The sequence below is a fragment of the Neolewinella aurantiaca genome, assembly GCF_008014675.1.
GTDB lineage: Bacteria > Bacteroidota > Bacteroidia > Chitinophagales > Saprospiraceae > Neolewinella > Neolewinella aurantiaca.
The window spans coordinates 1-21,052 of the sequence record NZ_VOXD01000018.1 but is presented as its reverse complement, the minus strand read 5'-3'; the positions used below and the strand labels follow the sequence as shown (position 1 = coordinate 21,052).

Sequence of the window (21,052 nt, the reverse complement as noted above, 5' to 3'; positions counted from 1 at the left end):
TCGCCCTTATCCCATTTGGGGGAGCACTTCGCTTTTGTATGAGGAGTGCTCCCCCTTCATAAACTAAATTGAAAAACATGACAAAATTTATCACCCTTTCCTCCTTAATACTAGTGGGAAGTCTCAGCCTGAATGCACAGGCTCCATTTTCTTACCCAAGTGGCTGTAATGCACCGGCTACGAACCTCGGTACTCCGCCCCGGCTAACCGGCGCTGCTGAGTTTGACGGGATGTTGCCTTCTGCGGCAGGAGCGACAGGCTACTACGTAGGTGTTTTCAACGCCTCGGATGAATTGATTGGGCAAGGACAGATTGGAACAATAATCAACGGGATGTCTACTTCTGAAGGTTTTATCATTCCTCTCCAAACCGATGAGCAAAGCAACAATTGCCCGGTTTTTACGGATGGCGATGAGATCACAATAAAACTTCGGGCGGGAAGTGAAGACCTCCTTGCTGGAAATTCTATTTTTACTGCTACGGTTGCTGACATGGCATCCGGGCGTATCGACGGGCCTAACGGAATGGTAGGAGTAACGGATACTTTCGACTTCCTCTCCAACGCACTCCCCGTTACCCTCGCTGATTTTTCCGCTTCCCCAAACCGTAATCAGGTAGACCTCTCTTGGTCGACCAGCAGCGAAACGGAGAACAGCTACTTTGAAGTTCAGCGCTCTACCAGCCTGAACGGTGATTTCCAGAATATCGGAAAGGTACTGGGCAACGAAACCACGTCTGCTTTCAATACTTACGGCTTCACCGATAACAATCCGGCAGAAGGCACCAACTACTACCGCCTTCAACAGTTTGACCTCGATGGTTCCAGCAACTTCAGCCCCATCGTAACCGCAGATATGGAGGTTTCCGCAGAACGTTCCGTTTCTGTTTACCCTAACCCAACTGCGGCTGGTAGCCGCATGACGGTTCGCCTCAACGGTAACTGGACGGCTGGCGGTGCCAGCCTTGAGCTGGTGGATGCCAACGGCCGTAAAGTAGCCGACTGGACCGGACTGAGCAACGGTAGCCTCAACACTGAGCTGCCCGTAGTGAAAGCTGGTGTTTACCAACTGATTGCCACCGACGGCAAAGAGCGCAAAGTCACCCGCGTTATTGTACGCTAAGCAATCGTAACCGATTTGACGCGAAGCCGCGGTGTCTCCCTGGAGGCATCGCGGCTTTGTATTTCCCGTCTGCATACAAACATGTTTATATACAGATCGTGTGCCTACGTGTATTGCCCCGGGCTTCCTCAACCGTACCCATCCCACAAGCTCAACTTAGATGTATAGCCCTAAGCGATTGATAAAAGCGGGTTGCACTTCAGGGAGTCAGTACCGAAGCCATATTTGTTCATTAGGCGCGCACGCAGGTGCGAGGATAGGTTTTTGAAAAGCATGGGGTTAAAACCTCATCGATAATCTTCTATGATTTCCCTTAAGTTAAATCAGCTGAGCCTCGCTACCTTGCTCCTTCGGAGAAACTTACTTTGCACCTGCGGCCCCGCCACTAATTCAGCCTGAAGCAGAAGTATTGCCCAAAATGTGTGCAAACGCCGGAAAGTCTGCGTCTTTACCCGCAAACCTTACCTTGTATCCATAACCCATACGCTATGAAAAATTACTTCTTATTTCTTTGCCTCGTTTTCCTGGCGGCCTGTAATGCACCCCGGATGGTGACGGCCCCCAGGAGCGAACCGGTCGATTTTATTGTCCTCCAACTCAATGATGTCTACGAAATCGCTCCTCTGGAAGGAGGAAAGGCTGGTGGTCTTGCCCGCGTGGCCACGGTCCGGCAGGAACTGCTGAATGAGAATTCCAACGTAATCACCGTGCTTGCCGGGGATTTTCTGAGCCCCTCCTTTCTGGGCACGATGAAAATTGACAACGAAAACGGAGAGCGCGAAAAGATCGCCGGGTTGCAAATGGTCGAAACCCTTAACGCAATGGGGCTGGACTATGTGACCTTCGGCAATCATGAATTCGACATCAGCGATCCCGCTCTGCTCGAAAAGCGAATCGCACAGAGCGATTTCGCCTGGACGGTCTGCAACGTGAACTACGTTGGTGAAAACGGCGGCGAGCGCGCTTTTTTACAAGGAGATAAACCGGTGCCGCCTTACATCGTGCATCCCATTACTGCGGGCGGACAGACGATCAGGCTCGGGATTCTGGGCGTAGTGCTGCCCTTTACCCAGATGCCTTACCTGAGCTATAAAGATGTGAACGAAAGCTTCCGCCAAACCCTCGCCGAGCTGAAACCGGTCTCCGATCTTCAACTCGCCATCACCCACAACAACCTCGACGAAGACATCGAGCTGGCCGAAAAAGTCCCCGGTGTGCCTCTCTTTCTGGGAGGACACGAGCACGCCAACCTCAGCCGCTACGTGGGCTCCACCATCATCACAAAGGCCGATGCGAACGCCAAAACCGTCTACATCCACCGCGTTCGCTTTGACCCGGCAACCGGCATGACCAACGTCCGCTCCGAACTAAAAACCATCGACGACACCATCGCCGAAGAATCCAAAACCAAAGCCGTTGTCGATAAATGGCTCGGCCAGGTTTACGGTCTCATGACCGATATGGGCTACGACGCTGAGCACGTAGTCATGGAAATGGACGAACCGCTGGTCTGCAAAGAGCACCTCATCCGCACCAGCCAAACCAACTACGGCCAGCTCACGATGGCTTCCATCGCCCGCGCCTTTCCCGGCGCCGATCTCTATGCCCTCAATTCCGGCTCCATGCGCCTGGACGACAACCTGTTCAACACCGTCACTGAGTACGATGTCCTCCGGACCTTTCCCTACGGCGGCGAATTCGTGACCCTGGAAATGCCGGGAGACGTCGTCTCCAAATTACTGCAAACAGGGATGAAGACCAATTACGGCGAAGGCGGTTACCTGCAATTGCTCGGCAATAATGCGGACGGCACCTCCCTGAACGGCGCGGCCATTGTCCCCACCCAAACCTACAAAGTTGTAATGCCCGCTTTCATGGCCGCAGGGAACGAAGCCAACCTTGGGTTCCTTAAGGACTATTTGAAGGACGAACCCGTCGCTACGGTGAAAATTGAGGGTAAGACGGTGAAGAATGACCTGCGGGATCTGGTGATCGATTATATGCTGACGCTCTAGCCGGGCAGCTCCTGATTACTTATAACTGACCACGATAGGTATAGATCAGGAACACTTCTATCTTTGCGCCATGAAAATAGATAAAACCCTCCTCCAAAGAGCAAATAACGCCTGTGAACTAAGCGGTGAAGCTGATAACCTTACTATTTATGAGGTCGGACCTAACTCCGACGGAACACCGGAGCAAACCATCGTTGTGACCCAAAGACTGAAGGATCAACTGGACGGAACGACCGAGCCGGAGCCCAACGACTGGCGTTGCCTCAACGATAGCATGTGGTCTGAAACCGAAGCCGTGAAGGTGGTCGCTTACCGGATGCTGCACCAACTCCGCGGTGAGGGCTGGCCCCAGGATCTTTTGGATATGATGTACCTGGAAGACGAAACCATGGAATGGGCCAAGGCAGGCCTGCCGGACGAAAACGCCGTCGTGCATAAAGACAGCAACGGCAATATCCTGGAAGCAGGAGATTCCGTAACGCTCATCAAGGACCTCAAGGTGAAGGGAGCCAACTTCACCGCTAAGCGTGGCACCGCCGTGCGCAACATCCGCTTGGTGCCGGATAACGCCGGACAGATTGAAGGGAAGGTGGAAACCCAGATGATCGTAATCCTGACGGAATACGTGAAGAAGAACAAATAATCCGCTTTAGGGGCGGGTATAGCCCTTCCTGTATTTTCGTTCCAGTAACGTAGTGGCCTCTTCATCGTCCGTTACAACCTTCTTCCTGGGATCATACGTCAAAGGTCTTCCCAGTTCGCAGGCCATATTGGCCATAATGCAGGCTACGGTAGAAATGTACCCGTCTTCGATGTCCGCTGCGGGTTTCTGGTTGTTTTCAATCGCGGCGAGGAAATCAGTCATGTGCGCCCGCGTTGCGGGCGCTACGTGGATTTCGATGCCTTTTTCCGTAGTGTCTTCGGGGAATTTCTCCCGTTCGTAGGTCGCTTCTGCAACGATTGCTTCGCCCTTATTGGGTTTCCACTCGTAGCGATGGGTAGAGGCGCGGAGGGTTCCGCCAGTACCGTAAAGGGTGAACGCCCAGGGCCAGTCGGCATCGGGAGCTTGTCCCCAACTGCGGTGCGTCCAGTGGCAGTTGAGTTTTTGCTCCGGATATTCGAATACGGCGGTTTGGGTGTCAGTAATGGTGGCATCGGCGTCGGTTTGAACAAAAACGCCGCCCAGGCTACTTACCCGCGTTGGCCAGCCCAGCCCGAGTAACCAGCGTACGGCATCGAAATAATGGACACACATGTCGCCGACAATGCCGTTGCCGTACTCCCGGAATGCGCGCCAGCGCCGGTGAGGAAGCCCTTTGAAGGGTAGGAGGGGAGCAGGACCGGTCCACTGTTCATAATCAAAATGATCCGGTACGGAGACTACTTCCCGGACGGAGCGGTCACGCATGTGGTAGTAACAGTGCATCTCCACGTGGTGGACTTCACCAAGTAATCCGCTGTCAATATAGCGGTCTTTCATTTCGAGCAAGTGCGGGGTGCTCCGTCTCTGCAGCCCGACCTGAACGACGCGTTTGTGGCGGCGTGCCGCCGCAAGGATGGCTTCACACTCACCTACATCTACACCAATCGGTTTTTGCAGGTAAAGGTGGCAGCCGGCTTTGAGCGCATCCACGGCCTGGAGGGCGTGCCAGTGATCTGGCGTGGCGATAAGAACAATGTCTGGTTTTGCCCGGGCGAGCAGGTCTTCGTGTTTGCGGTACAACCCCGGTTGGTGGTGCGGCTGCCTTTCGTACAACAAACTCCTCGCCTCCTCCAGCATATTTGCGTCCACATCGCAAAGACCGACGACGTCGGTGTCTGCAACCTGAATAAGACGCAGCAGATCGCTCTTGCCATACCATCCACAGCCGATCAGGGCCACTTTGGGGCGCGGCCGCGGGTGCAAGGTGGCGGGACTAAGGAGCAGAGCAGGTACTGAAGCTAAGAATTGACGTCGTTGCATGATAAATGGGTTGTGTGGGAGGGAGTAAGATAACATTAAGCCGAGAATGACCAGTTTTTAATATTTTAATTCCTACCGCGACGGACATTGCTTTAATTTTCATAACAGTGACTTACGTGGAATTAAAAAGTGTAATGCTTGCCGTTTCGGGGTGTAATTCGTTTTGCCAGGGTGTCGGAGCTGCGTATTACAAGCTGCTGAATTATTAATTTCAGCAATTCCGAACACGAAATCGGGGGCTTCCGTTTTTATAGCGAAACAAGGCAGGCATTACTGTTGAAAGGAATGCCATTAAACTATCCAAAAAACCAACTTTACTATGAAATTTTTCCCCCTGACGAAGCTGTTTATGCTGCTTCTCGCATGCTCTGTATTTGGCCTTTCTTCATGTGACGATGACGACGAAGTGCTTGGCATCGACCTTACTGACAACGGAACCCTCTTCATGTCTTCAAATACATCCGGCCTCGTTGGAATCGTAGATACTAAAGACGATCCGCTGGTGCTCGAAACTTTCAGCGCCGCCGGAACGGATTCTGATGGTATCATTTACGCCGACGGTCCCGAACGCCTCTTTCAGGTGAACCGTTCCTCTAATGTACTGGTAAGCTACGAAGATGTACTGGACGACGACTTCGACGGCGAAGTTGAATTCACCAGTAGCTCTGACTTTACCAATGGTCGTGGTCTCGTTGTTGCCGACGACAACCAGATTATCGTAGCAGAAGATGTAGACGACGGTAACGCCCTCGTTCTCTACAACTTCAATGACGATACCGGATTTACTAAAGTCAAAACAGTAAATACTGACTTTAACCTCTGGGGCATAGAGTTTTACGACGGGGTGCTTTATGCTATCGTTGATAACTCTGACTCTATTGCAGTGATGAATAACTTCTTCGATAACGCTGACGGTGCCACCGCAGTAGTCGATCGCTACATCCGTATTGACGGCCTTGTCCGTACCCACGGTATCGAATATGACGACGACGATGACCTGATGATTCTTACCGATGTAGGTGATGGCGGCGTTGACAACGACGGAGCTATCTTCATCATCAGAGACTTCAGCGACTTTACCGGGGACGTAGTTACTTCTGCCGACTACACCAAGATCAGCGGTGAGAACACAATGCTCGGTAATCCCGTCGATATAGATTATGACAATGACGAAGAAATCTTCTACGTAGCGGAACGCCTGCGTAACGGAGGAATGATGCTTTCATTTGCTCAGGACGCGAACGGAAACGTAGCGCCTCTGAATACCATCTCTTTCCCGGGTATTTCTTCTTTGTTCCTGAATGAAGATTAATACATAAATAAATATCAGAAATTAATTCTGAGGTTATTCCATAAAATACCCCCGACCTGAATTTGGTCGGGGGTATTTTTTTATGGAATAAATCATACTACTGGATATTTTTGATTTTCCACCTCACCCTCCGCCCTCTCCGGCAAGGTTTGCTTTGCAGTACTTCGTGCTCGCCTAAGGCTCAGCGGAGAGGGAACAAAGCCTCGAAGAAGCCGCGAAGCGAAATGTCCAGTAGTATGGGAATAAATTGATATATCGCGGGGCGCGCAAACCCGATTGTCGTTCAACCCCACCCCGCTTCCCCAAGTCGCTGCGCCGGGGAGGAGCAATCGCCGACAATCTGGTTTGTGCCCGTTCAGGGTTGGTAGCTTCCAACTCTTTGATATTACGCTGCCGTCAATTTGTGGGCATTGCCAAATGCTTTCCGGGCGGATCCGGGGAAGCTACAGATCATCCCCGCGGGCGATGCACAGCCTGATTTGTATTTCTGCTTGCGGGGGCGGTCGTACTGCGTAAACGATTGCCCTGCACCTGCTGCCGAGCCTAATGGTATGAGGCATCCAGATGTGCCGGCGTAGAAGGGCGTGGTTCACGGGCAATAAAAAAGCCCCCTCACCAATGCGGGTGAAGGGGCAAATACAATTGTTCACTTTTAAGTTTAGAGCGCGTACTCATTGGCTTTGATGCAGTGATCGGCAACAACACGACGCAGGCTGGCCACGTTACGCGGAGGGTACTGCGTGAAACGGCGTATGCCGGTAACAAAGGTGTTCAGCAGATCACCTTCTGCGAAGCTTGACACAGCGTCGAGCGCGTTCTTCGCGATGCGTGCGTTCGCGTCGTGGAAGTAGACCTGAAGGATAGCATCCAGGACTTCCTGGGGCTGGGTTCCTTTACCGGTCTGGTGCAGTTTCTGGAGACGAAGCAGGGTCGACTCAGCGTTGAGCAGGTCGGCCAGCATATCAGAAACGTTCATCACAATCTCCTGAGACTCTTTGAGGTCTAGTTTCCCGTCCATCTGCCCTTTTGCGGCTGCACCTACCACCATGAGGATGGCTTTCTTGAAATCGGAAACAGCTTTGATTTCCGCACCGTAAGTACCTTCCGGAATACTGGCGTCGGCTGGCGTAGCGAGTTCTTTCTGTACGGCCCAGGCCGGAGAAACGATGTCAAGTGATCCCTTCATAGCGCGGCGCATAAGCTGCGAAACGCTGAGCAGACGATTGATTTCGTTGGTTCCCTCGTAGATACGGTTGATGCGTGCATCGCGGTACATCCGTGGAGCGAGGGTTTCTTCGCTGTAGCCCATTCCTCCGTGAATCTGGAGTACTTCATCGACAGTATAGTCGAGCAACTCAGAACCGATGAACTTGAGCAGGGCGCACTCGATGGCATACTCTTCGGCGCTTAGACGCTTAGCTTCGGCGTAGGTTTTACCGTCTGCTTTGTGGCCTTCGTTAGCATCCTGAATAAGCTGGCTGACACGATAGAGAGAAGATTCTCCCGTGAAGATTCTGATTGCTGCTTCGCCGATCTTATGCTTGATGGCACCAAAGTTGGCGATTGGCTGTTTGAACTGAATCCGCTCGTTGGCGTAACGGATGCCTACACTGAGGCTATTCTTGGCACCGCCGATGCTGAGTGCATGAAGCTTGAAACGACCAACGTTGAGAACGTTGAAGGCAATGAGGTGCCCCTTGCCAATCTCACCGAGAAACGCATCAGCTGGAATGCGGCAGTTTTCGAAGAAAACCTGACGGGTAGAACTGCCCTTGATGCCGAGTTTGTCTTCTTCTGCACCCAGAGTGATGCCGGGTAGGTTAGACGGAACGATGAAGCCGGTGAACTTGTCGCCTTCGGCCTGAGCGAAAACGATGAAAACATCCGCAAAGCCTGCGTTGGAAATCCACATCTTCTGGCCATTGAGTACCCATTCGTCTCCATCGCGCATGGCGGTTGTCTTCGCGCCGGTTGCGTCAGAACCCGAGCCGGGTTCTGTAAGGCAATAGGCTGCTTTCAACTCACCGTTGATGAGACGGGGGAGCCATTGTTCTTTCTGAGCCTCGGTACCGTAGTACAGAATAGGAAGCATCCCAATGCCGGTATGGGCAGCAAAGGAAACGGTAAATGAGCCTGAGCTTCCTCCCATTACATCGCAAATGAGAGTGTTGGTGTTGGTGTCCATCTCCAGGCCACCGTACTGCTCGGGCATATGGCTGCCAAGCAGACCGAGTTCGGCCATCTTCTCGAGGAGCTTAGGGGCGATGCCGTCTTTTTGCTTCTCGATGTTGTCGAGGTTCGGAGTGATCTCTTGTTGAATGAAATCGTCAACCATCTGCTTTACCATCATCTGCTCCTCGTTGAAGTCTTCGGGAGTAAACGTAGTTTCTGGCGTAGCATCGGCAATGAGAAATTCCCCGCCTTTAAGGACTTTTAGCTGTTCTGCAGTTGTTGACATGATCGGTATCTATTTTATGTTTAGCGAATTTTCGCTGCGAAGTTACGGTCCAGAGGCCATCCGGTCAAGAGAGAAGGCAATTATTTAGCGAATTTTCGCTAAGTGCTTACCTGAAAGCAGCAGGAAGTGTTGTTGCTTCAGGGGAAACCGGCGGATCAGGAGGAGAGACAAAGGACGGAAATGTTCTTAGTGCAACTCGTGCGACCTGCCTTTGTGTAGAACGCGACTTTTGCAGTAATCTTCAGAAAAAGAGGGGATTAGGGCCGACAAATATCTTTTTGCAAAAGCAAAAAAAAGACCCAAGCGAATCGCGCCTGGGTCTGGTTATACGACTGTGTTGTCCACAGCGTCTCTCATGAAAAATAAACCTATTCTTTAAGAAGCGAGATCATAGTAAAAGATATACATCTCTCTTCTTGCGTTGCAAAGATAACATTCTTGTTGATACACAGGTTACGCAATTTTTGCAAATGTATTTAATGTTACATATTTTTTAAGCTAATGTGAAGGATTTAAATGCCGTTTCCTCAAATTAACAGTCCATTTACGCGATTTTGAGCCGCATGAACCGTTCGTCTCAATCTGGCGAAGAATTGCCGGTAATATTTGCTTGATTTTTTACTAAGGCAATTAGAGTTGTCCACCAGATTATTGAACCATGTTTCCATCTGTACCTGAATGCGTTCATTCGTACTGATGATGTAGTTAGGGTTGACAAATGTAGAAAACACGAACGACTGCAAAGGGGATTTTATGATAATGACATTGTTCGTATTTGTCATTTCATTGTGATAAACCTGAAAATCGGGGTCGTTCTTAGAGGGTATCTCTCCGGGGAGGAACTTTTTACCGAACCTTGCCATGTCTTCCATGTGCCGAATGGTATCTTCAAGTTCCTCGAACATTTTATCTACAAGCTTTCTGTCATTCAGTTGCCCGACTTCAACGGCGTGCTCGATCTGACGAAGCGTTATGTCAAGAATTCCAATAGACCAAAGTTCCCTTCCGGGTAATTTGAACAGTTTGGGAATGAAGCGTTCGGTGATCTCGAACATTTTCGGATCGATCAATGAAGGGCTGAAAGGGAGCCCTTTCCACTTTTCAAAATTCCAGGAAGTCAGGCCGTAAACGTACGTCTTGAATGCCAGTAGAGTAGGAGTGAAGCCCTCGTAGTAAAGGGGGAGTTCGGGAGTCGCGTAGTCAATTTCAACTTCAGGTAAGTTGATCATTTTCTGGCAGTACGATTCGAGTTGTTCGAAATACTCCAGTTCGTCCTTTACTTGATTAATACCCTGAGGGTAGATCAGTTGAGATGTCGAAGATTTGCGGTTTCCTACTTCTTCGTCGAGTTGAATATTGAATTTTTGCGCAAGAGTCATCAATTCATTAGCAGTGAGGAGGGTGTCGCCACGCAAGCGGCGATAAACGGCATCCCGACCCAAATGAAGTGTTTCACAGGTAGCGTTGACCATGTCTCCGCGTTTGTCGAACTGCCGCTCCAGTTGTTCGAAAAAACGACTCTGAAAAGTTTCTGTAGGATATGCGTTCATCATGGCTTGTTATTGATACAGAGAACATCGATCAACGAAGGTTCTGTACAATTACTCTGCTGATCAAAAGAGAAAGACTTGTGATCGACTATTGAGAAGTATAATGGTTTATTTTTCAATAACTAAGACGAAGGAACACATACTGGTCACAACCGAAAAGTTAAGGTGGAGTTTGCAAACATAAGTAGGCTTATTGGTTTTTTAAAAACAAAAAATTTGTTTGGTAGTGGTGAAATACATTACTTTGCGTCTGCATATATATACAACTGATTGCCACGAAGTAGGTTAGCGACAAATGTTAAGTCATTGTCCGCGATCGTTTCATCCCTGAAAATTAACGACTAAACATGCATTTTTTTTATGAATTCACTTCGGTGATCAGACAGCTCTATGCTTCAAAAGAAGAATTACTTGGTTATGCACCTGAGTGTTCACACTGCATTTAGCCTGCGCTACGGGGTACTCATGCCCGCGACGCTTGTAGAAAAGGCTGCTGCCTGGGGAGTCAAAACCCTGGCCCTGACTGATGCCAACAACACTAGTTGTGCGGTCGAGTTTGTTGCCCGCTGCCGGGCAGCGGGCATCAAGCCAATTCTCGGTATTTCGTTTTGGCGGGAGGGGCAATGGCTCTACTCGGGCCTGGCGCGTAATGCGGAAGGTTGGCGGAACCTGTGTGCTTTTTTAAGCAGACATGCGCTGGAAGAAAAGAAACTGCCCGCCGTACCGCCTCCAATGTCGGATGTATGGATCATTTACCCACGATTGTGCAAACCCATCAGAGACTTCAGAGACAACGAGCTTCTGGGGGTCCGTCCTCAGCACGTTAACCGGCTTTTTAGTCACGAATTGCGTAATTTTCAGCACAAGCTGGTTGTTCTCGCTCCGGTTGTCGCGATTACGGACGAGGATTACTCCCGGCACAAAACCCTGCGGGCGATCGACCTGAACACGGTTCATACCAAACTCACCCCACGCGACCTGGCTAAGCGGGGAGACCGGTTGCTGCCTCCCGAAACCCTGGCCGGGTTCTATAAGTCTTATCCCGCAATCGTCCGCAATACCCAACGGATCATCGACTCCTGTACGGCAGAGTTGGAGACGGGCCTGCAGATCAACCGCCGCTCCTTCACGGGGTCCAGAGAGGGCGATTACGCTTTGCTGGAGAAACTGGCACTGGCGGGGGTTACCCGTCGTTACCCGCCGGGGGTACGTTTTCAAAAGGCCCGTCTGCGGGTAGAGCGGGAACTGGCCGTGATCAGGAAGCAGGATTTCTGTTCCTATTTTCTCATCACCCACGATATCGTCCGCTACGCCCGGGCGGCAGGTTATCAGCATGTGGGGCGTGGCTCGGGGGCCAACTCAATTGTTGCTTATTGCATCACGATCTCAGACGTCGATCCTCTGGAGCTCGACCTTTACTTTGAACGCTTTATTAATCCCTTCCGGGCCAGTCCGCCGGATTTTGACATCGACTTCAGCTGGGATGAACGCGACGACGTTACCGACTACATCTTCAAGCGGTACGGCCGCGATTATACCGCACTGCTGGCGACCTACTCCACTTTTAAGGGCCGTGCCGCCCTGCGCGAAGTCGCTAAAGTTTACGGACTGCCCAAAGAAGAAATCGACCTTCTGGTACGCGACCCGCACGGACAGAAAGCAGCGGACCCGAAAGCGGCAGAGGTTCTCAGGATTGCGGCCGGCCTTCTGGGGTTGCCCAATCACCTGAGCATCCATGCCGGAGGCATCGTAATTACCGAAAAACCCATTCATTACCATACCGCACAGTTACTGACGCCAAAGGGATTTCCTGTTGCTCACTGCGACATGTATCACGCTGAAGACCTCGGGTTCCACAAGTACGATGTGCTCAGCCAACGGGGATTGGGGCACCTGAAATCGGCAGTAGACCTCATCCGACGCAATCAGGGGAAAGCGGTTGATATTCACGATCTTGATAAAATCAAAAACGATGCCAAAGTAAAAACTCTACTCAAAAAAGGGAATGCACTTGGCTGTTTTTACATCGAAAGCCCCGCGATGCGGAGCCTGCTGAGCAAACTGAAGTGCGACAATTACATCCATCTGGTGGCCGCAAGCAGCATCATCCGTCCTGGTGTGGCCAAGTCGGGAATGATGAAAGAATACATCCACCGCTACCACTTTCCGCACAGTTTCGAATACCTGGCTCCCGTCTTCGAAGAGCAACTCGGAGAGACCTTCGGGATCATGGTGTACCAGGAAGACGTCATGAAGATCGTTCATCATTTTGCGGGCTTAGACCTGAACGAAAGCGACGTGCTGCGGCGGATCATGAGCGGTAAAAAACACGACGATGACACGTTTCAGCGACTCCGCGAGAAATTTTTTGCGGGGGCGCAGGTGCGGGGTTACGCTCTTGAGAAGGCAGAGGAGGTCTGGCGACAGATCGAGTCTTTCTCCGGGTACAGCTTCTGTAAGGCGCATTCGGCCTCCTTCGCCGTAGAGAGTTTTCAGAGCTTATTTCTCAAGGCTTATTACCCGCTGGAATTTCTGGTGGGGGTAATCAATAACTTTGGGGGCTTCTACAAAACGGAGTTCTACGTGCACGAGGCCCGGTTGCTAGGGGCAACCATCCATGCCCCCTGCATCAATCAGGGGCGCTACCTGACGGACCTGCAGGGCAAAGACCTCTACCTGGGGTTCGTTCACGTGAAAGGAATTTCGGAGCAGCTGATTCTTCGCATACTGCTGGAGCGCGAACGGGGTGGCCACTTCGTGTCCCTGACAGATTTTTGTGCGCGCCTTCGGGTTGATAGAGCTCAACTCGATCTGCTCGTCCGCATCGGGGCTTTTCGCTTTACGGGACGAACGAAATCTGAACTGTTGTGGGAGAAAAACGCTGTGTTCAACCCCAGAGTGAAGCAGAACCCTACACCCGGGCTTTTCGCGAATACCGGGCCAACGCAGCATTTTGATCTCGACCTTTCTCCCAATCACTATACCGGGCATCCGCTCTCCGCCGAAGAACTGGACCAGGCCTTCGATGAGTTGGAACTATTGGGCTTCATGCTGTGCTCTCCCTTTTTGCTGGTCAATCCCCCGACAGGAAAGAGCTTTCCGGGACAGGATGATTCTGGCGCGGAGATTGTTCCCGGAAAACCCCACCCGGCATCCTGCGGCCGCGCCCCCAAACATGTAAACGACTGGGGAGACAAGGGGGCCGCGAGTCGTATCTCCCGCATAATGGACCGGCAGCCCGTCGAATTACTGGCCTACTTCGTCTGCGATAAGGTTGTCCCGACGGTAAAGGGAGAGCGCATGAGTTTTGGCTGCTGGCTGGACGAGGGCGGGCAACACTTCGATACCGTTCACTTCCCCGACAGCCTTTCGGAGCACCCGTTTTCCGGGAGGGGGGTGTACCGCCTGAAGGGAAGGGTCACACGCGAGTTTGACTTCCCCAGTCTGGAAGTGGGGGAGATGGAGCGGTTGGCTTATTTACCGGATTTGCGGTTTGGGTAGGTGGCTTTCCCCGGATTCTGTGACTGCTATGCAGTCTGCTACATCCGGGGTTAGAGCGGTTTGATCCCTCCGGGATCGGGTTGCGTAGGCGTTTGTATACGTTTATAAACGCAAGTATTCGTATAAAATACGACTAATGGGCTTAGAGTGTTGCTCTTTTGCCGCTGGCATTATCGCCATGTACTGATTGCTGGTTGACGGCAGTTATAAACCTCTTTGTCATGAGTAGTACTTACATCCGTACTGTTTACCAGATCGTTTTTTCTACAAAATACCGCGAACCCGTAATGATCGGGCGGGAGCAGCGGGAAAAACTCTACTCCTATATGGGGGCTATCGTTAAAAACAAAGGCTGTACGATGTACCAGGGTGGGGGAGTGGAAGATCACCTGCACCTCATCATTGGCTTACATCCTTCAGTAGCACTAGCCAGTCTGGTGAAAGATATCAAGCTGGCAAGTTCCAGGTTTATCCGACACACGAATCTATTCCCGGATTTCAGGTATTGGCAAGTAGGGTATGGTGCCTTTACTTATACACCAGATGCACTTCGTAATCTGATCCTCTACGCAGAGAACCAGGAAGCCCACCACCGCAAAGAAAATTCTTCTAACGAACTACGTCGCTTGCTGCACAAAAATGGTGTAGAATTTGACGAGCAGTATTTTGAATAAAAGCACTCCGATCCCGGAGGGATCAAACCGCCGTACCCCTGGATGGAGCAGACTGCGTAGCAGTCGCGGAATCCGGGGGGGACTACCTCCTCCTCGCCCTAGCGAAGGCTAGTCCACCCGCAACACCAGCCCTTTGAGGTATTCTCCCTCCTGGTGGTAGAGGTCTACAGGGTGGTCCGCTCCCTGGCTGAGGTGATGGAGGACCCGGCAGTTCCTGCCGGCCTCGAGGCCGGCGGCGACGATGGTGTCGTAGAAAAGTTGTCGTTCCACAACCCGGCTGCAGCTGAAAGTGAAGAGCAGCCCGCCGGGCTTGATGGCTTTCATCGCCCGGGCGTTGAGGCGCTTGTAGGCCTGGACGGCTTTGTGGCGTTTATGCTTGTTTTTAGCGAATGCGGGCGGATCCACGACAATGATGTCGTAAGGGTCGTCTTCGCTGTGTTCCTTGAGCCATTCCATCACATCAGCCGCGTAGGCTTCGTGTTTGTCGGAGAAGTCGCCGTTGCGCCCAACGTTGTCGTTGGTGAGATCGATGGCACTGCCGCTCAGGTCCACACTTTGCACCTGCGCACCGTCGCCCAATAATGCGTATACCGAAAAACCGCCAGTGTAGCAGAAGGTGTTGAGCACCCGTTTGCCTTTTGAGTAACTGCCCAGCAGCCAGCGGTTGTCCCGCTGATCGAGGAAGAAGCCCGTCTTTTGGCCGTCGGCGATGTCTACCCGGAAACGGCGGCCGTTTTCGAGGATTACAACTTCGCTAACCTGCTCGCCGAGCAAAACACCGTCTTCGGCGGGGTAACGGTCGGGCAGGGTCTTTGCGCTCTTGTCGTAAACGGTGGTGATCTGATCTCCCATCAACTCCATGAGCAATTCTGCGATCAGACGACGCTGCCGGAACATGCCGATACCGTGGCACTGAATCACCGCCACGGAGGCGTAGCGATCTACGATCAGCCCGGGCAATCCGTCGCCGGCGGCGTGTACGATGCGGTAGGCGTTCGTCAGCGGATCATCGGCCAGACCGAGCTGCCGGCGCAGGTCGAGAGCCTGGCTAAGCTTGTCGCGGAAGACTTCGTCGATCGGCAATACATCTTCTCCGAAAGCAAGTAACCGCACCCGGATGCCACCTCCCTGATAGTGTCCGTAGCCAAGGCGTTCACCGTTGATGGCCTCGACGGCGACGAGATCGCCATCTTCAATTCCGTCTTCCTCGCGCTTGATTGCACCGGAAAATACCCAGGGGTTGCGGCGGCGGATGGCTCCGTCTTTGCCTTTTTGGAGGGTTACTGTCTTCATAAGGGCGAAGGTAGTTCGTTGGTGCGTTAGTTCGTTAGTCTTTTAGCCGGAAGCTTCTGACGAAACAACAAGCTGAAAGAGTAAGCGATCAAAGGACTCAGGCTTAAAACCGCCACCTCCTGAACGCCTCGATGGCCTCGTACTCCGTAAGCCCCAGTTGGTTGTAAGCCCGGGCAGTTTCCCGGTTTCGTTGCTCGGCCCGCTGCCAGAATTCCCGGTTGTCTTCGCCCTGGAACATGACGCCGTCTTTCTGGCTCTGGTGGAAGAATATGGCCTGTCTTTTCTTGTCCACTTCCTGCGGAGAAAGGGGGACCGCCATTTCGATTTCATGGATGGGCCACTCCTGCCAGGCACCGCGGTAGAGCCAGAGCCAGGTGTTCTTGATGGAGTCGTCTCCCTCCAGCTGGTCGAGGGCCTGGAAGACGGCATCGAGGCAAACCTTGTGGGTTCCATGAGGGTCCGCAAGGTCACCTGCGGCATAAATCTGGTGGGGCTCCACTTTTTTGATGAGGTCCTTGACCAGATCGATGTCGGGCTGGCTGAGGGGGAACTTTTTGTTCTTCCCCGATTCGTAAAAAGGCATGTTGAGGAAGTGAATCTGTTCGTCCGGAACACCACAGAAGCGAGCTCCCGCAATGGCTTCGCCCTGGCGGATAAGGCCTTTTATGGTTCTGACTTCCAGCGGGTCGGTGTCTGCTGCGGGGTCAGGGTTTTGCAGCAGGTCTACTGTTTTGTCGAGGTCTGGGTTCTCGACGCCTGCCCTGCGGTTAACCTGCTGGCAGAACTCGGCGAAGCGGCGGGCATCGGCGTTGGAAACGGCGATGTTGCCACTGGTCTGGTAAGCAACGTGTACTTCGTGCCCCTGATCGACAAGGCGAAGGAAGGTGCCGCCCATGCTGATCACATCGTCGTCGGGGTGAGGGCTGAAAAGGATAACCCTCTTCTTTGCGGGGCTCTTGCGCTCGGGGCGCTGGCTGTCGTCTACTCCCGGTTTACCGCCCGGCCAGCCGGTAATGGTGTGCTGAAGCTGGTTGAACATCTTGATGTTGAGTTCGTAAGCGGAACCATCCCGGGCAAGAAGGTCTGACATGCCGTTGTTGTTATAGTCGCGTTCCGTGAGTTTGAGAATGGGTTTTTCCACGTGGCTGCTCAGCCAGACAATGGCCTTGCGGGTACGGTCTTCGTCCCATTCGCAAGGCCCGACGAGCCACGGTGTTTTGAAGCGGCGGAGGTCGGAAGAAGCTTCACCGTCGAGAAGAACCGTCAGGTTGTCGTGGTCCTGAAGGAAGGACGCAGGTACAGAACTGGTGCGCTCACCCTCTACGGCGGTTTGTACGATCGGCGCCTTTTTGTGGCCCCAGGCTACGAGCACGACCCTCCGTGCTTTCCGGATGGTATCGATGCCCATGGTGATGGCGCGGGTGGGTACGTTGTTCATGCCCTGGAAGTCTGGTCCGGCATCTACCCGCGTGAGATGATCGAGAGTGATGAGGCGGGTGAGACTACGGGAGTTCGAGCCAGGCTCGTTGAAACCTACGTGGCCCGTACGTCCGATACCCAGAAGCTGAAAGTCCAGGCCGCCGTGCTCTTCTATTTTATGCTCATAGTCCATACAGTGCTGGTAGACGTCGGCCAGGTCGATCCTGCCATCCGGGAGATGAATGTTCTGCGGGTCTATGTCTACGTGATCGAAGAGGTGCTCGTGCATGAAGTACCAGTAGGAGCGGCTATCGGTACGTTCCATGGGGAAGTACTCGTCGAGGTTGAAGGTGACAACATTGGCGAAACTCAGACCTTCCTCTTTGTGCAGGCGTACGAGCTCGTCGTACACCCGAATAGGAGAGGAACCGGTGGCGAGGCCGAGCACACACTTTTGCCGGGCGTAGGCCTTGGCGCGGATGAGATCGGCGATCTCATTGGCAACGGCGATGGAGGCATCAGCCGATTCTCCGAATACTTCGACGTGCATCTTCTCGTAGCGGGTAACATCGGTACGGCCTACGTGGCGGTAGCTGATGTCCGCTTTGGGGGAGGTGTGGATTGGTAGCATTGATTGACTTTTTAGACAGGCTAAAGCTAGGGAAATATTGTGTTTTGATTTTTTTGCACGTTCAAACACGTTGCGGTATATCTTTCGGGGTTGAGTAGTGTGTTTGAACGTGTATTTTTTTGCCGGAAATGCCTCGCCTTCATGATCAATTTTCTATCCCATCTGTTACCCAAAATATGCTCAATCGTTTCCGCGCCCACTACCAGACCATTGCTCCCAATATTTTTCGTTCGGTTCCCGTCGATTACCGCCGGGAACGGATTGATACGCCTGACGGTGACTTTCTGGACCTCGACTGGTTGGATCACGACAACAGCCGTAAGCTTGTCGTTCTGTCTCATGGCCTGGAGGGAGACAGCCGGCGGGTTTACGTGGCCAGCGCAGCCCGGTACTTCCACCGTCATGGCTGGCACGCTCTGGCCTGGAACTGCCGCTCCTGCTCGGAGGAGATGAACCTCACCCCGAAACTCTACAGCCACGGCCAGTCGGAAGACGTCGAGACGGTCGTTGATCACGCGCTGGCAACGGGGAAGTTCGACCGCATCGTCCTGGTTGGTTACAGTATGGGAGGCAACCTTACCCTCAAATATTTCGGAACAATGGGAAGCCGGAGACCAAAGGAAGTAACCCACGGGGTTGCGTTTTCGGCTCCGGTATTTATTCAGCACAGTGCTGACAGTCTCGACCGGCCCGAGAATTTCATCTACCGCATCAAATTCAAGCGGTCGCTTACGGCCAAGATGATCGCCAAAGAAGCCCAGTTTCCCGGCCGGGTAGATTTTTCTAAGCTGAAAGACGTAAAGGTCTGGCGTGATTTTGACCGGGCAACCTCAATGCGCATCAGCGATTACGACAACCTCGACGATTACTACGCTTACCTTTCGTCGGGTAATTACGTCGGGGAGACAACCGCCCCGGTCCTGATCGTCAACGCCAAGAACGACCCCATCGTCCCGGATGCCTGTAACCCGCATAAACTGGCGCAAACTCACCCGCTGATCAATCTGGAAACACCCGCCTACGGCGGCCACGTAGGGTTTGCTTTGCGGAGCAAAGCACACAACCTGATGGATGAGCGGGCGCTGGCGTTTGTGGAATGATCTTCCGGCCGCTGGTTTTCGGAGTTTTATTCGGTCGGCTTGCTGCTGTACCATTTCGCCAGCCCGATCAGACACAGAAGGCCCACGAAGAACCCGGCCAGGACGTCGGTAAACCAGTGCGCGCCCAGGTAAACCCGCGAGAAAGGAACGCTGAAAATGAGGGCCAGGCAAACCAGACCGACACTCCACCGTATCCAGCTCCGTACCCAAGCCAGTCTGTACATCAGGAAAGTCAGAAAGCCGAAAAAGGCGACATAGAAAGTGACGTGACCACTTGGGAAACTCTGGTACTGTGCGTGTTCGATTATGGTCACCAGGTCTTCGGTGGGTCGGGGGCGGTTAATTGCTACTTTGAGTACGTAAATTACTGCCCCGGCCAGGGCGGTCAGGAGGGTGAACAAAGCTTCACGGCGCGCCCGGAACAAAAGGAAAACCAGTGCGGTTCCTACGGTTAGTATGCCGGGCACAATGCCGTTGCCAAACCAACTGATGCCCTGCATCAGTCCGTCCAGTAACGGATTGCGATCTTCCTGCAACTCTTCCGATAGCTCCACGTCGATAAACGAAGGGGGCAGCAGGTAAACGAGCAGGGTCAGTAACAGGAACCCGGCCAGCAGAAAGAGACTGAAGTGTAAAAGCAGGCGTTTGTCGCGCCGGAAAAAGGTAAGCAGTTTATCGGGTATGGCCATATCGTAATAAAGCAATCTTTCTGTTCCCGAAGTTCAGGGTAAACCCTGGAAAGAATCAGAAGGGCGCGGCCGCCGGTGCAATACACGTTGAAAAAGTCAAAAGCGCTACAGTAGGCACGGCTTCAGCCGTTGGCTTATCTTTTGGTCTCGAGCGTAAATGGTTTAGAGTATCAGGCAATTGTCAACGTAGTTCTGACAACTGTTGATAATGATGATGTAGAAATAAGCTTTGGAGAATTTATGGTCAAAGTGAAAACTATTTTCCGTCTTCTTAGATGAAAAACAACAGTGTTTAAACGCGTATTAGTTTGTTGGGGTTTCTAGGTTTTGTTAAATATAATGGTAACTTTGGAGGAGTATATCGCGCTAAGTACGTGATCTAGAACGCTGAGGAGTTGAATGGGGAATTGATCCTCTTAAGAGGATGTCAATTAACTCACACGTCAGAGTACACGTAAACTCCATCTCCTCTAAACCCAATATCAAATGTTGAGGAAAAGACTGATCGATTCTTATTGGAATGCCCGTAAATCTCTAGCTAGTGGTGATTTAATGAGTTCCATCCAATATTTGGAGGCTTACTCTAATGAGCTACCTGAAGACATCGCATATGAACCACACTACTGGCTTGTAAAGCAATATTTAATAGCTGGAGATTTTGAAAATGCGTATGAATCAGCATGTATTTACTTGGAAGGATGCACACCCGCTCACGCTGCGCTGAAAGCAAAATTGTTTTCAGGCTGGTTTCAAGAGAAAAAGTCAATGAATTATTCATTTGCTTTACTAAGGTTGTCTGGTAAATATCAACAGATTCAGAAAGAATCGAGAAAGAAGTAGGATGAAGTATACTGTAATTGATCTCGAAACTACGGGGTTCGGGAAATACGACCGAGTCGTAGAGATTGGGATGGTTAAAATTAACGGTCAAGGTGTTGTGCTTGATTCATACTCAACTTTAGTAAACCCGAACAGGGATGTAAGTGGATCACATATTCACGGGATCACAGCTACAATGGTTAAATCCGCGCCTTCTTTTGAGGAAATTCATTATCACGTAAATGAATTTTTGAGAGGCTCAATTCCTGTATCTCATAATAAGAGCGTGTCTAAAAATTCGAGTCAAGATTTCTCTGTATTGACGATAGAACCATCTGAATGTTGGCCATCAAAATGAATGAAGCCGAATTTTCTATCGTTCGCTCCAGGTCCTTGGTGATTCTGCGATAGAAATTCATCCAGGCGAAGCTTCTTTCGACTACCCACCGCTTGGCTTCTACTACAAACCCCTTCGAGCCTTCCGGTCTTGATGGGCACTCAAAGACA

Annotated in this window: 15 protein-coding genes and 1 pseudogene; 9 read left to right on the top strand and 7 right to left on the bottom strand. The window is 51.9% G+C overall.

Going from position 1 to position 21,052, the window contains the following annotated elements:
- The first annotated feature begins 77 nt into the window (after positions 1-77).
- The 3 genes from FUA23_RS12505 (at position 78) to FUA23_RS12495 (ending at position 3,779) form a co-directional block, all read left to right on the top strand.
- Positions 78-1,121: a T9SS type A sorting domain-containing protein gene (locus FUA23_RS12505; RefSeq protein ID WP_147931087.1), complete on the top strand. Its 1,044-nt coding sequence runs from the start codon at positions 78-80 to the stop codon at positions 1,119-1,121.
- 488 nt (positions 1,122-1,609) lie between these two features.
- Positions 1,610-3,136 carry a bifunctional metallophosphatase/5'-nucleotidase gene (locus tag FUA23_RS12500; RefSeq protein WP_147931086.1) on the top strand — a complete coding sequence of 509 codons (1,527 nt, stop codon included), beginning with the start codon at positions 1,610-1,612 and terminating at the stop codon, positions 3,134-3,136.
- A 70-nt stretch (positions 3,137-3,206) separates the two neighbouring features.
- On the top strand, positions 3,207-3,779 hold the full coding sequence (locus FUA23_RS12495; protein WP_147931085.1) for a PhnA domain-containing protein: 573 nt from the start codon (positions 3,207-3,209) through the stop codon (positions 3,777-3,779).
- A 6-nt stretch (positions 3,780-3,785) separates the two neighbouring features.
- Here the strand turns inward: FUA23_RS12495 and FUA23_RS12490 are convergent, their stop codons facing one another.
- Positions 3,786-5,099 carry a Gfo/Idh/MocA family protein gene (locus FUA23_RS12490; protein WP_147931084.1) on the bottom strand — a complete coding sequence of 438 codons (1,314 nt, stop codon included), beginning with the start codon at positions 5,097-5,099 and terminating at the stop codon, positions 3,786-3,788.
- 319 nt (positions 5,100-5,418) lie between these two features.
- Between FUA23_RS12490 and FUA23_RS12485 the strand changes: the two genes are divergently transcribed.
- Positions 5,419-6,411, top strand: coding sequence for a hypothetical protein (locus FUA23_RS12485; protein ID WP_147931083.1), 993 nt, complete (start codon positions 5,419-5,421; stop codon positions 6,409-6,411).
- 658 nt (positions 6,412-7,069) lie between these two features.
- Here the strand turns inward: FUA23_RS12485 and FUA23_RS12480 are convergent.
- Both FUA23_RS12480 and FUA23_RS12475 read right to left on the bottom strand, forming a co-directional pair.
- On the bottom strand, positions 7,070-8,869 hold the full coding sequence (locus FUA23_RS12480; RefSeq protein WP_147931082.1) for an acyl-CoA dehydrogenase family protein: 1,800 nt from the start codon (positions 8,867-8,869) through the stop codon (positions 7,070-7,072).
- 527 nt (positions 8,870-9,396) lie between these two features.
- Positions 9,397-10,422 (bottom strand): hypothetical protein, encoded by a 1,026-nt coding sequence (locus tag FUA23_RS12475; protein ID WP_147931081.1) that lies wholly within the window; start codon positions 10,420-10,422, stop codon positions 9,397-9,399.
- A gap of 414 nt (positions 10,423-10,836) precedes the next feature.
- Here FUA23_RS12475 and FUA23_RS12470 point away from each other — a divergent pair, with 414 nt between their 5' ends.
- Both FUA23_RS12470 and tnpA read left to right on the top strand, forming a co-directional pair.
- A complete protein-coding gene (locus FUA23_RS12470; RefSeq protein ID WP_187271002.1) occupies positions 10,837-13,920 on the top strand; it encodes a DNA polymerase III subunit alpha in 3,084 nt (1,027 codons plus the stop codon).
- 221 nt (positions 13,921-14,141) lie between these two features.
- Complete coding sequence (gene tnpA, locus FUA23_RS12465; RefSeq protein ID WP_147931079.1) at positions 14,142-14,594, top strand: IS200/IS605 family transposase; 453 nt, start codon at positions 14,142-14,144, stop codon at positions 14,592-14,594.
- A 108-nt stretch (positions 14,595-14,702) separates the two neighbouring features.
- Here the strand turns inward: tnpA and FUA23_RS12460 are convergent, their stop codons facing one another.
- Both FUA23_RS12460 and nagB read right to left on the bottom strand, forming a co-directional pair.
- A complete protein-coding gene (locus FUA23_RS12460; RefSeq protein ID WP_147931078.1) occupies positions 14,703-15,887 on the bottom strand; it encodes a class I SAM-dependent rRNA methyltransferase in 1,185 nt (394 codons plus the stop codon).
- A gap of 103 nt (positions 15,888-15,990) precedes the next feature.
- Positions 15,991-17,937, bottom strand: coding sequence for a glucosamine-6-phosphate deaminase (gene nagB / locus FUA23_RS12455; protein WP_147931077.1), 1,947 nt, complete (start codon positions 17,935-17,937; stop codon positions 15,991-15,993).
- Positions 17,938-18,113: 176 nt separating this feature from the next.
- Between nagB and FUA23_RS12450 the strand changes: the two genes are divergently transcribed.
- Positions 18,114-19,037 carry a YheT family hydrolase gene (locus FUA23_RS12450; RefSeq protein WP_147931076.1) on the top strand — a complete coding sequence of 308 codons (924 nt, stop codon included), beginning with the start codon at positions 18,114-18,116 and terminating at the stop codon, positions 19,035-19,037.
- A gap of 26 nt (positions 19,038-19,063) precedes the next feature.
- Here FUA23_RS12450 and FUA23_RS12445 read toward each other — a convergent pair whose 3' ends face one another.
- Positions 19,064-19,726 carry a phosphatase PAP2 family protein gene (locus FUA23_RS12445; RefSeq protein WP_147931075.1) on the bottom strand — a complete coding sequence of 221 codons (663 nt, stop codon included), beginning with the start codon at positions 19,724-19,726 and terminating at the stop codon, positions 19,064-19,066.
- A 486-nt stretch (positions 19,727-20,212) separates the two neighbouring features.
- Between FUA23_RS12445 and FUA23_RS12440 the strand changes: the two genes are divergently transcribed.
- Positions 20,213-20,566, top strand: coding sequence for a hypothetical protein (locus tag FUA23_RS12440; protein WP_147931074.1), 354 nt, complete (start codon positions 20,213-20,215; stop codon positions 20,564-20,566).
- Between the two features lies 1 nt (position 20,567).
- Positions 20,568-20,903 (top strand): 3'-5' exonuclease, encoded by a 336-nt coding sequence (locus FUA23_RS23145; RefSeq protein WP_147931073.1) that lies wholly within the window; start codon positions 20,568-20,570, stop codon positions 20,901-20,903.
- A gap of 18 nt (positions 20,904-20,921) precedes the next feature.
- Here FUA23_RS23145 and FUA23_RS23140 read toward each other — a convergent pair.
- Positions 20,922-21,052, bottom strand: a pseudogene (locus FUA23_RS23140) (IS5 family transposase); the annotation flags it as partial.

Bases quoted from the DNA above. Each gene is read 5' to 3' on its own strand.
- tnpA (WP_147931079.1), top strand. From the start codon at position 14,142: ATGAGTAGTACTTACATCCGTACTGTTTACCAGATCGTTTTTTCTACA.
- FUA23_RS12485 (WP_147931083.1), top strand. From the start codon at position 5,419: ATGAAATTTTTCCCCCTGACGAAGCTGTTTATGCTGCTTCTCGCATGC.
- nagB (WP_147931077.1), bottom strand. From the start codon at position 17,937: ATGCTACCAATCCACACCTCCCCCAAAGCGGACATCAGCTACCGCCAC.
- FUA23_RS12460 (WP_147931078.1), bottom strand. From the start codon at position 15,887: ATGAAGACAGTAACCCTCCAAAAAGGCAAAGACGGAGCCATCCGCCGC.
- FUA23_RS12505 (WP_147931087.1), top strand. From the start codon at position 78: ATGACAAAATTTATCACCCTTTCCTCCTTAATACTAGTGGGAAGTCTC.
- FUA23_RS12470 (WP_187271002.1), top strand. From the start codon at position 10,837: ATGCACCTGAGTGTTCACACTGCATTTAGCCTGCGCTACGGGGTACTC.
- FUA23_RS12440 (WP_147931074.1), top strand. From the start codon at position 20,213: ATGTTGAGGAAAAGACTGATCGATTCTTATTGGAATGCCCGTAAATCT.
- FUA23_RS12490 (WP_147931084.1), bottom strand. From the start codon at position 5,099: ATGCAACGACGTCAATTCTTAGCTTCAGTACCTGCTCTGCTCCTTAGT.
- FUA23_RS12495 (WP_147931085.1), top strand. From the start codon at position 3,207: ATGAAAATAGATAAAACCCTCCTCCAAAGAGCAAATAACGCCTGTGAA.
- FUA23_RS12480 (WP_147931082.1), bottom strand. From the start codon at position 8,869: ATGTCAACAACTGCAGAACAGCTAAAAGTCCTTAAAGGCGGGGAATTT.
- FUA23_RS12450 (WP_147931076.1), top strand. From the start codon at position 18,114: ATGCTCAATCGTTTCCGCGCCCACTACCAGACCATTGCTCCCAATATT.
- FUA23_RS12445 (WP_147931075.1), bottom strand. From the start codon at position 19,726: ATGGCCATACCCGATAAACTGCTTACCTTTTTCCGGCGCGACAAACGC.
- FUA23_RS23145 (WP_147931073.1), top strand. From the start codon at position 20,568: ATGAAGTATACTGTAATTGATCTCGAAACTACGGGGTTCGGGAAATAC.
- FUA23_RS12500 (WP_147931086.1), top strand. From the start codon at position 1,610: ATGAAAAATTACTTCTTATTTCTTTGCCTCGTTTTCCTGGCGGCCTGT.
- FUA23_RS12475 (WP_147931081.1), bottom strand. From the start codon at position 10,422: ATGATGAACGCATATCCTACAGAAACTTTTCAGAGTCGTTTTTTCGAA.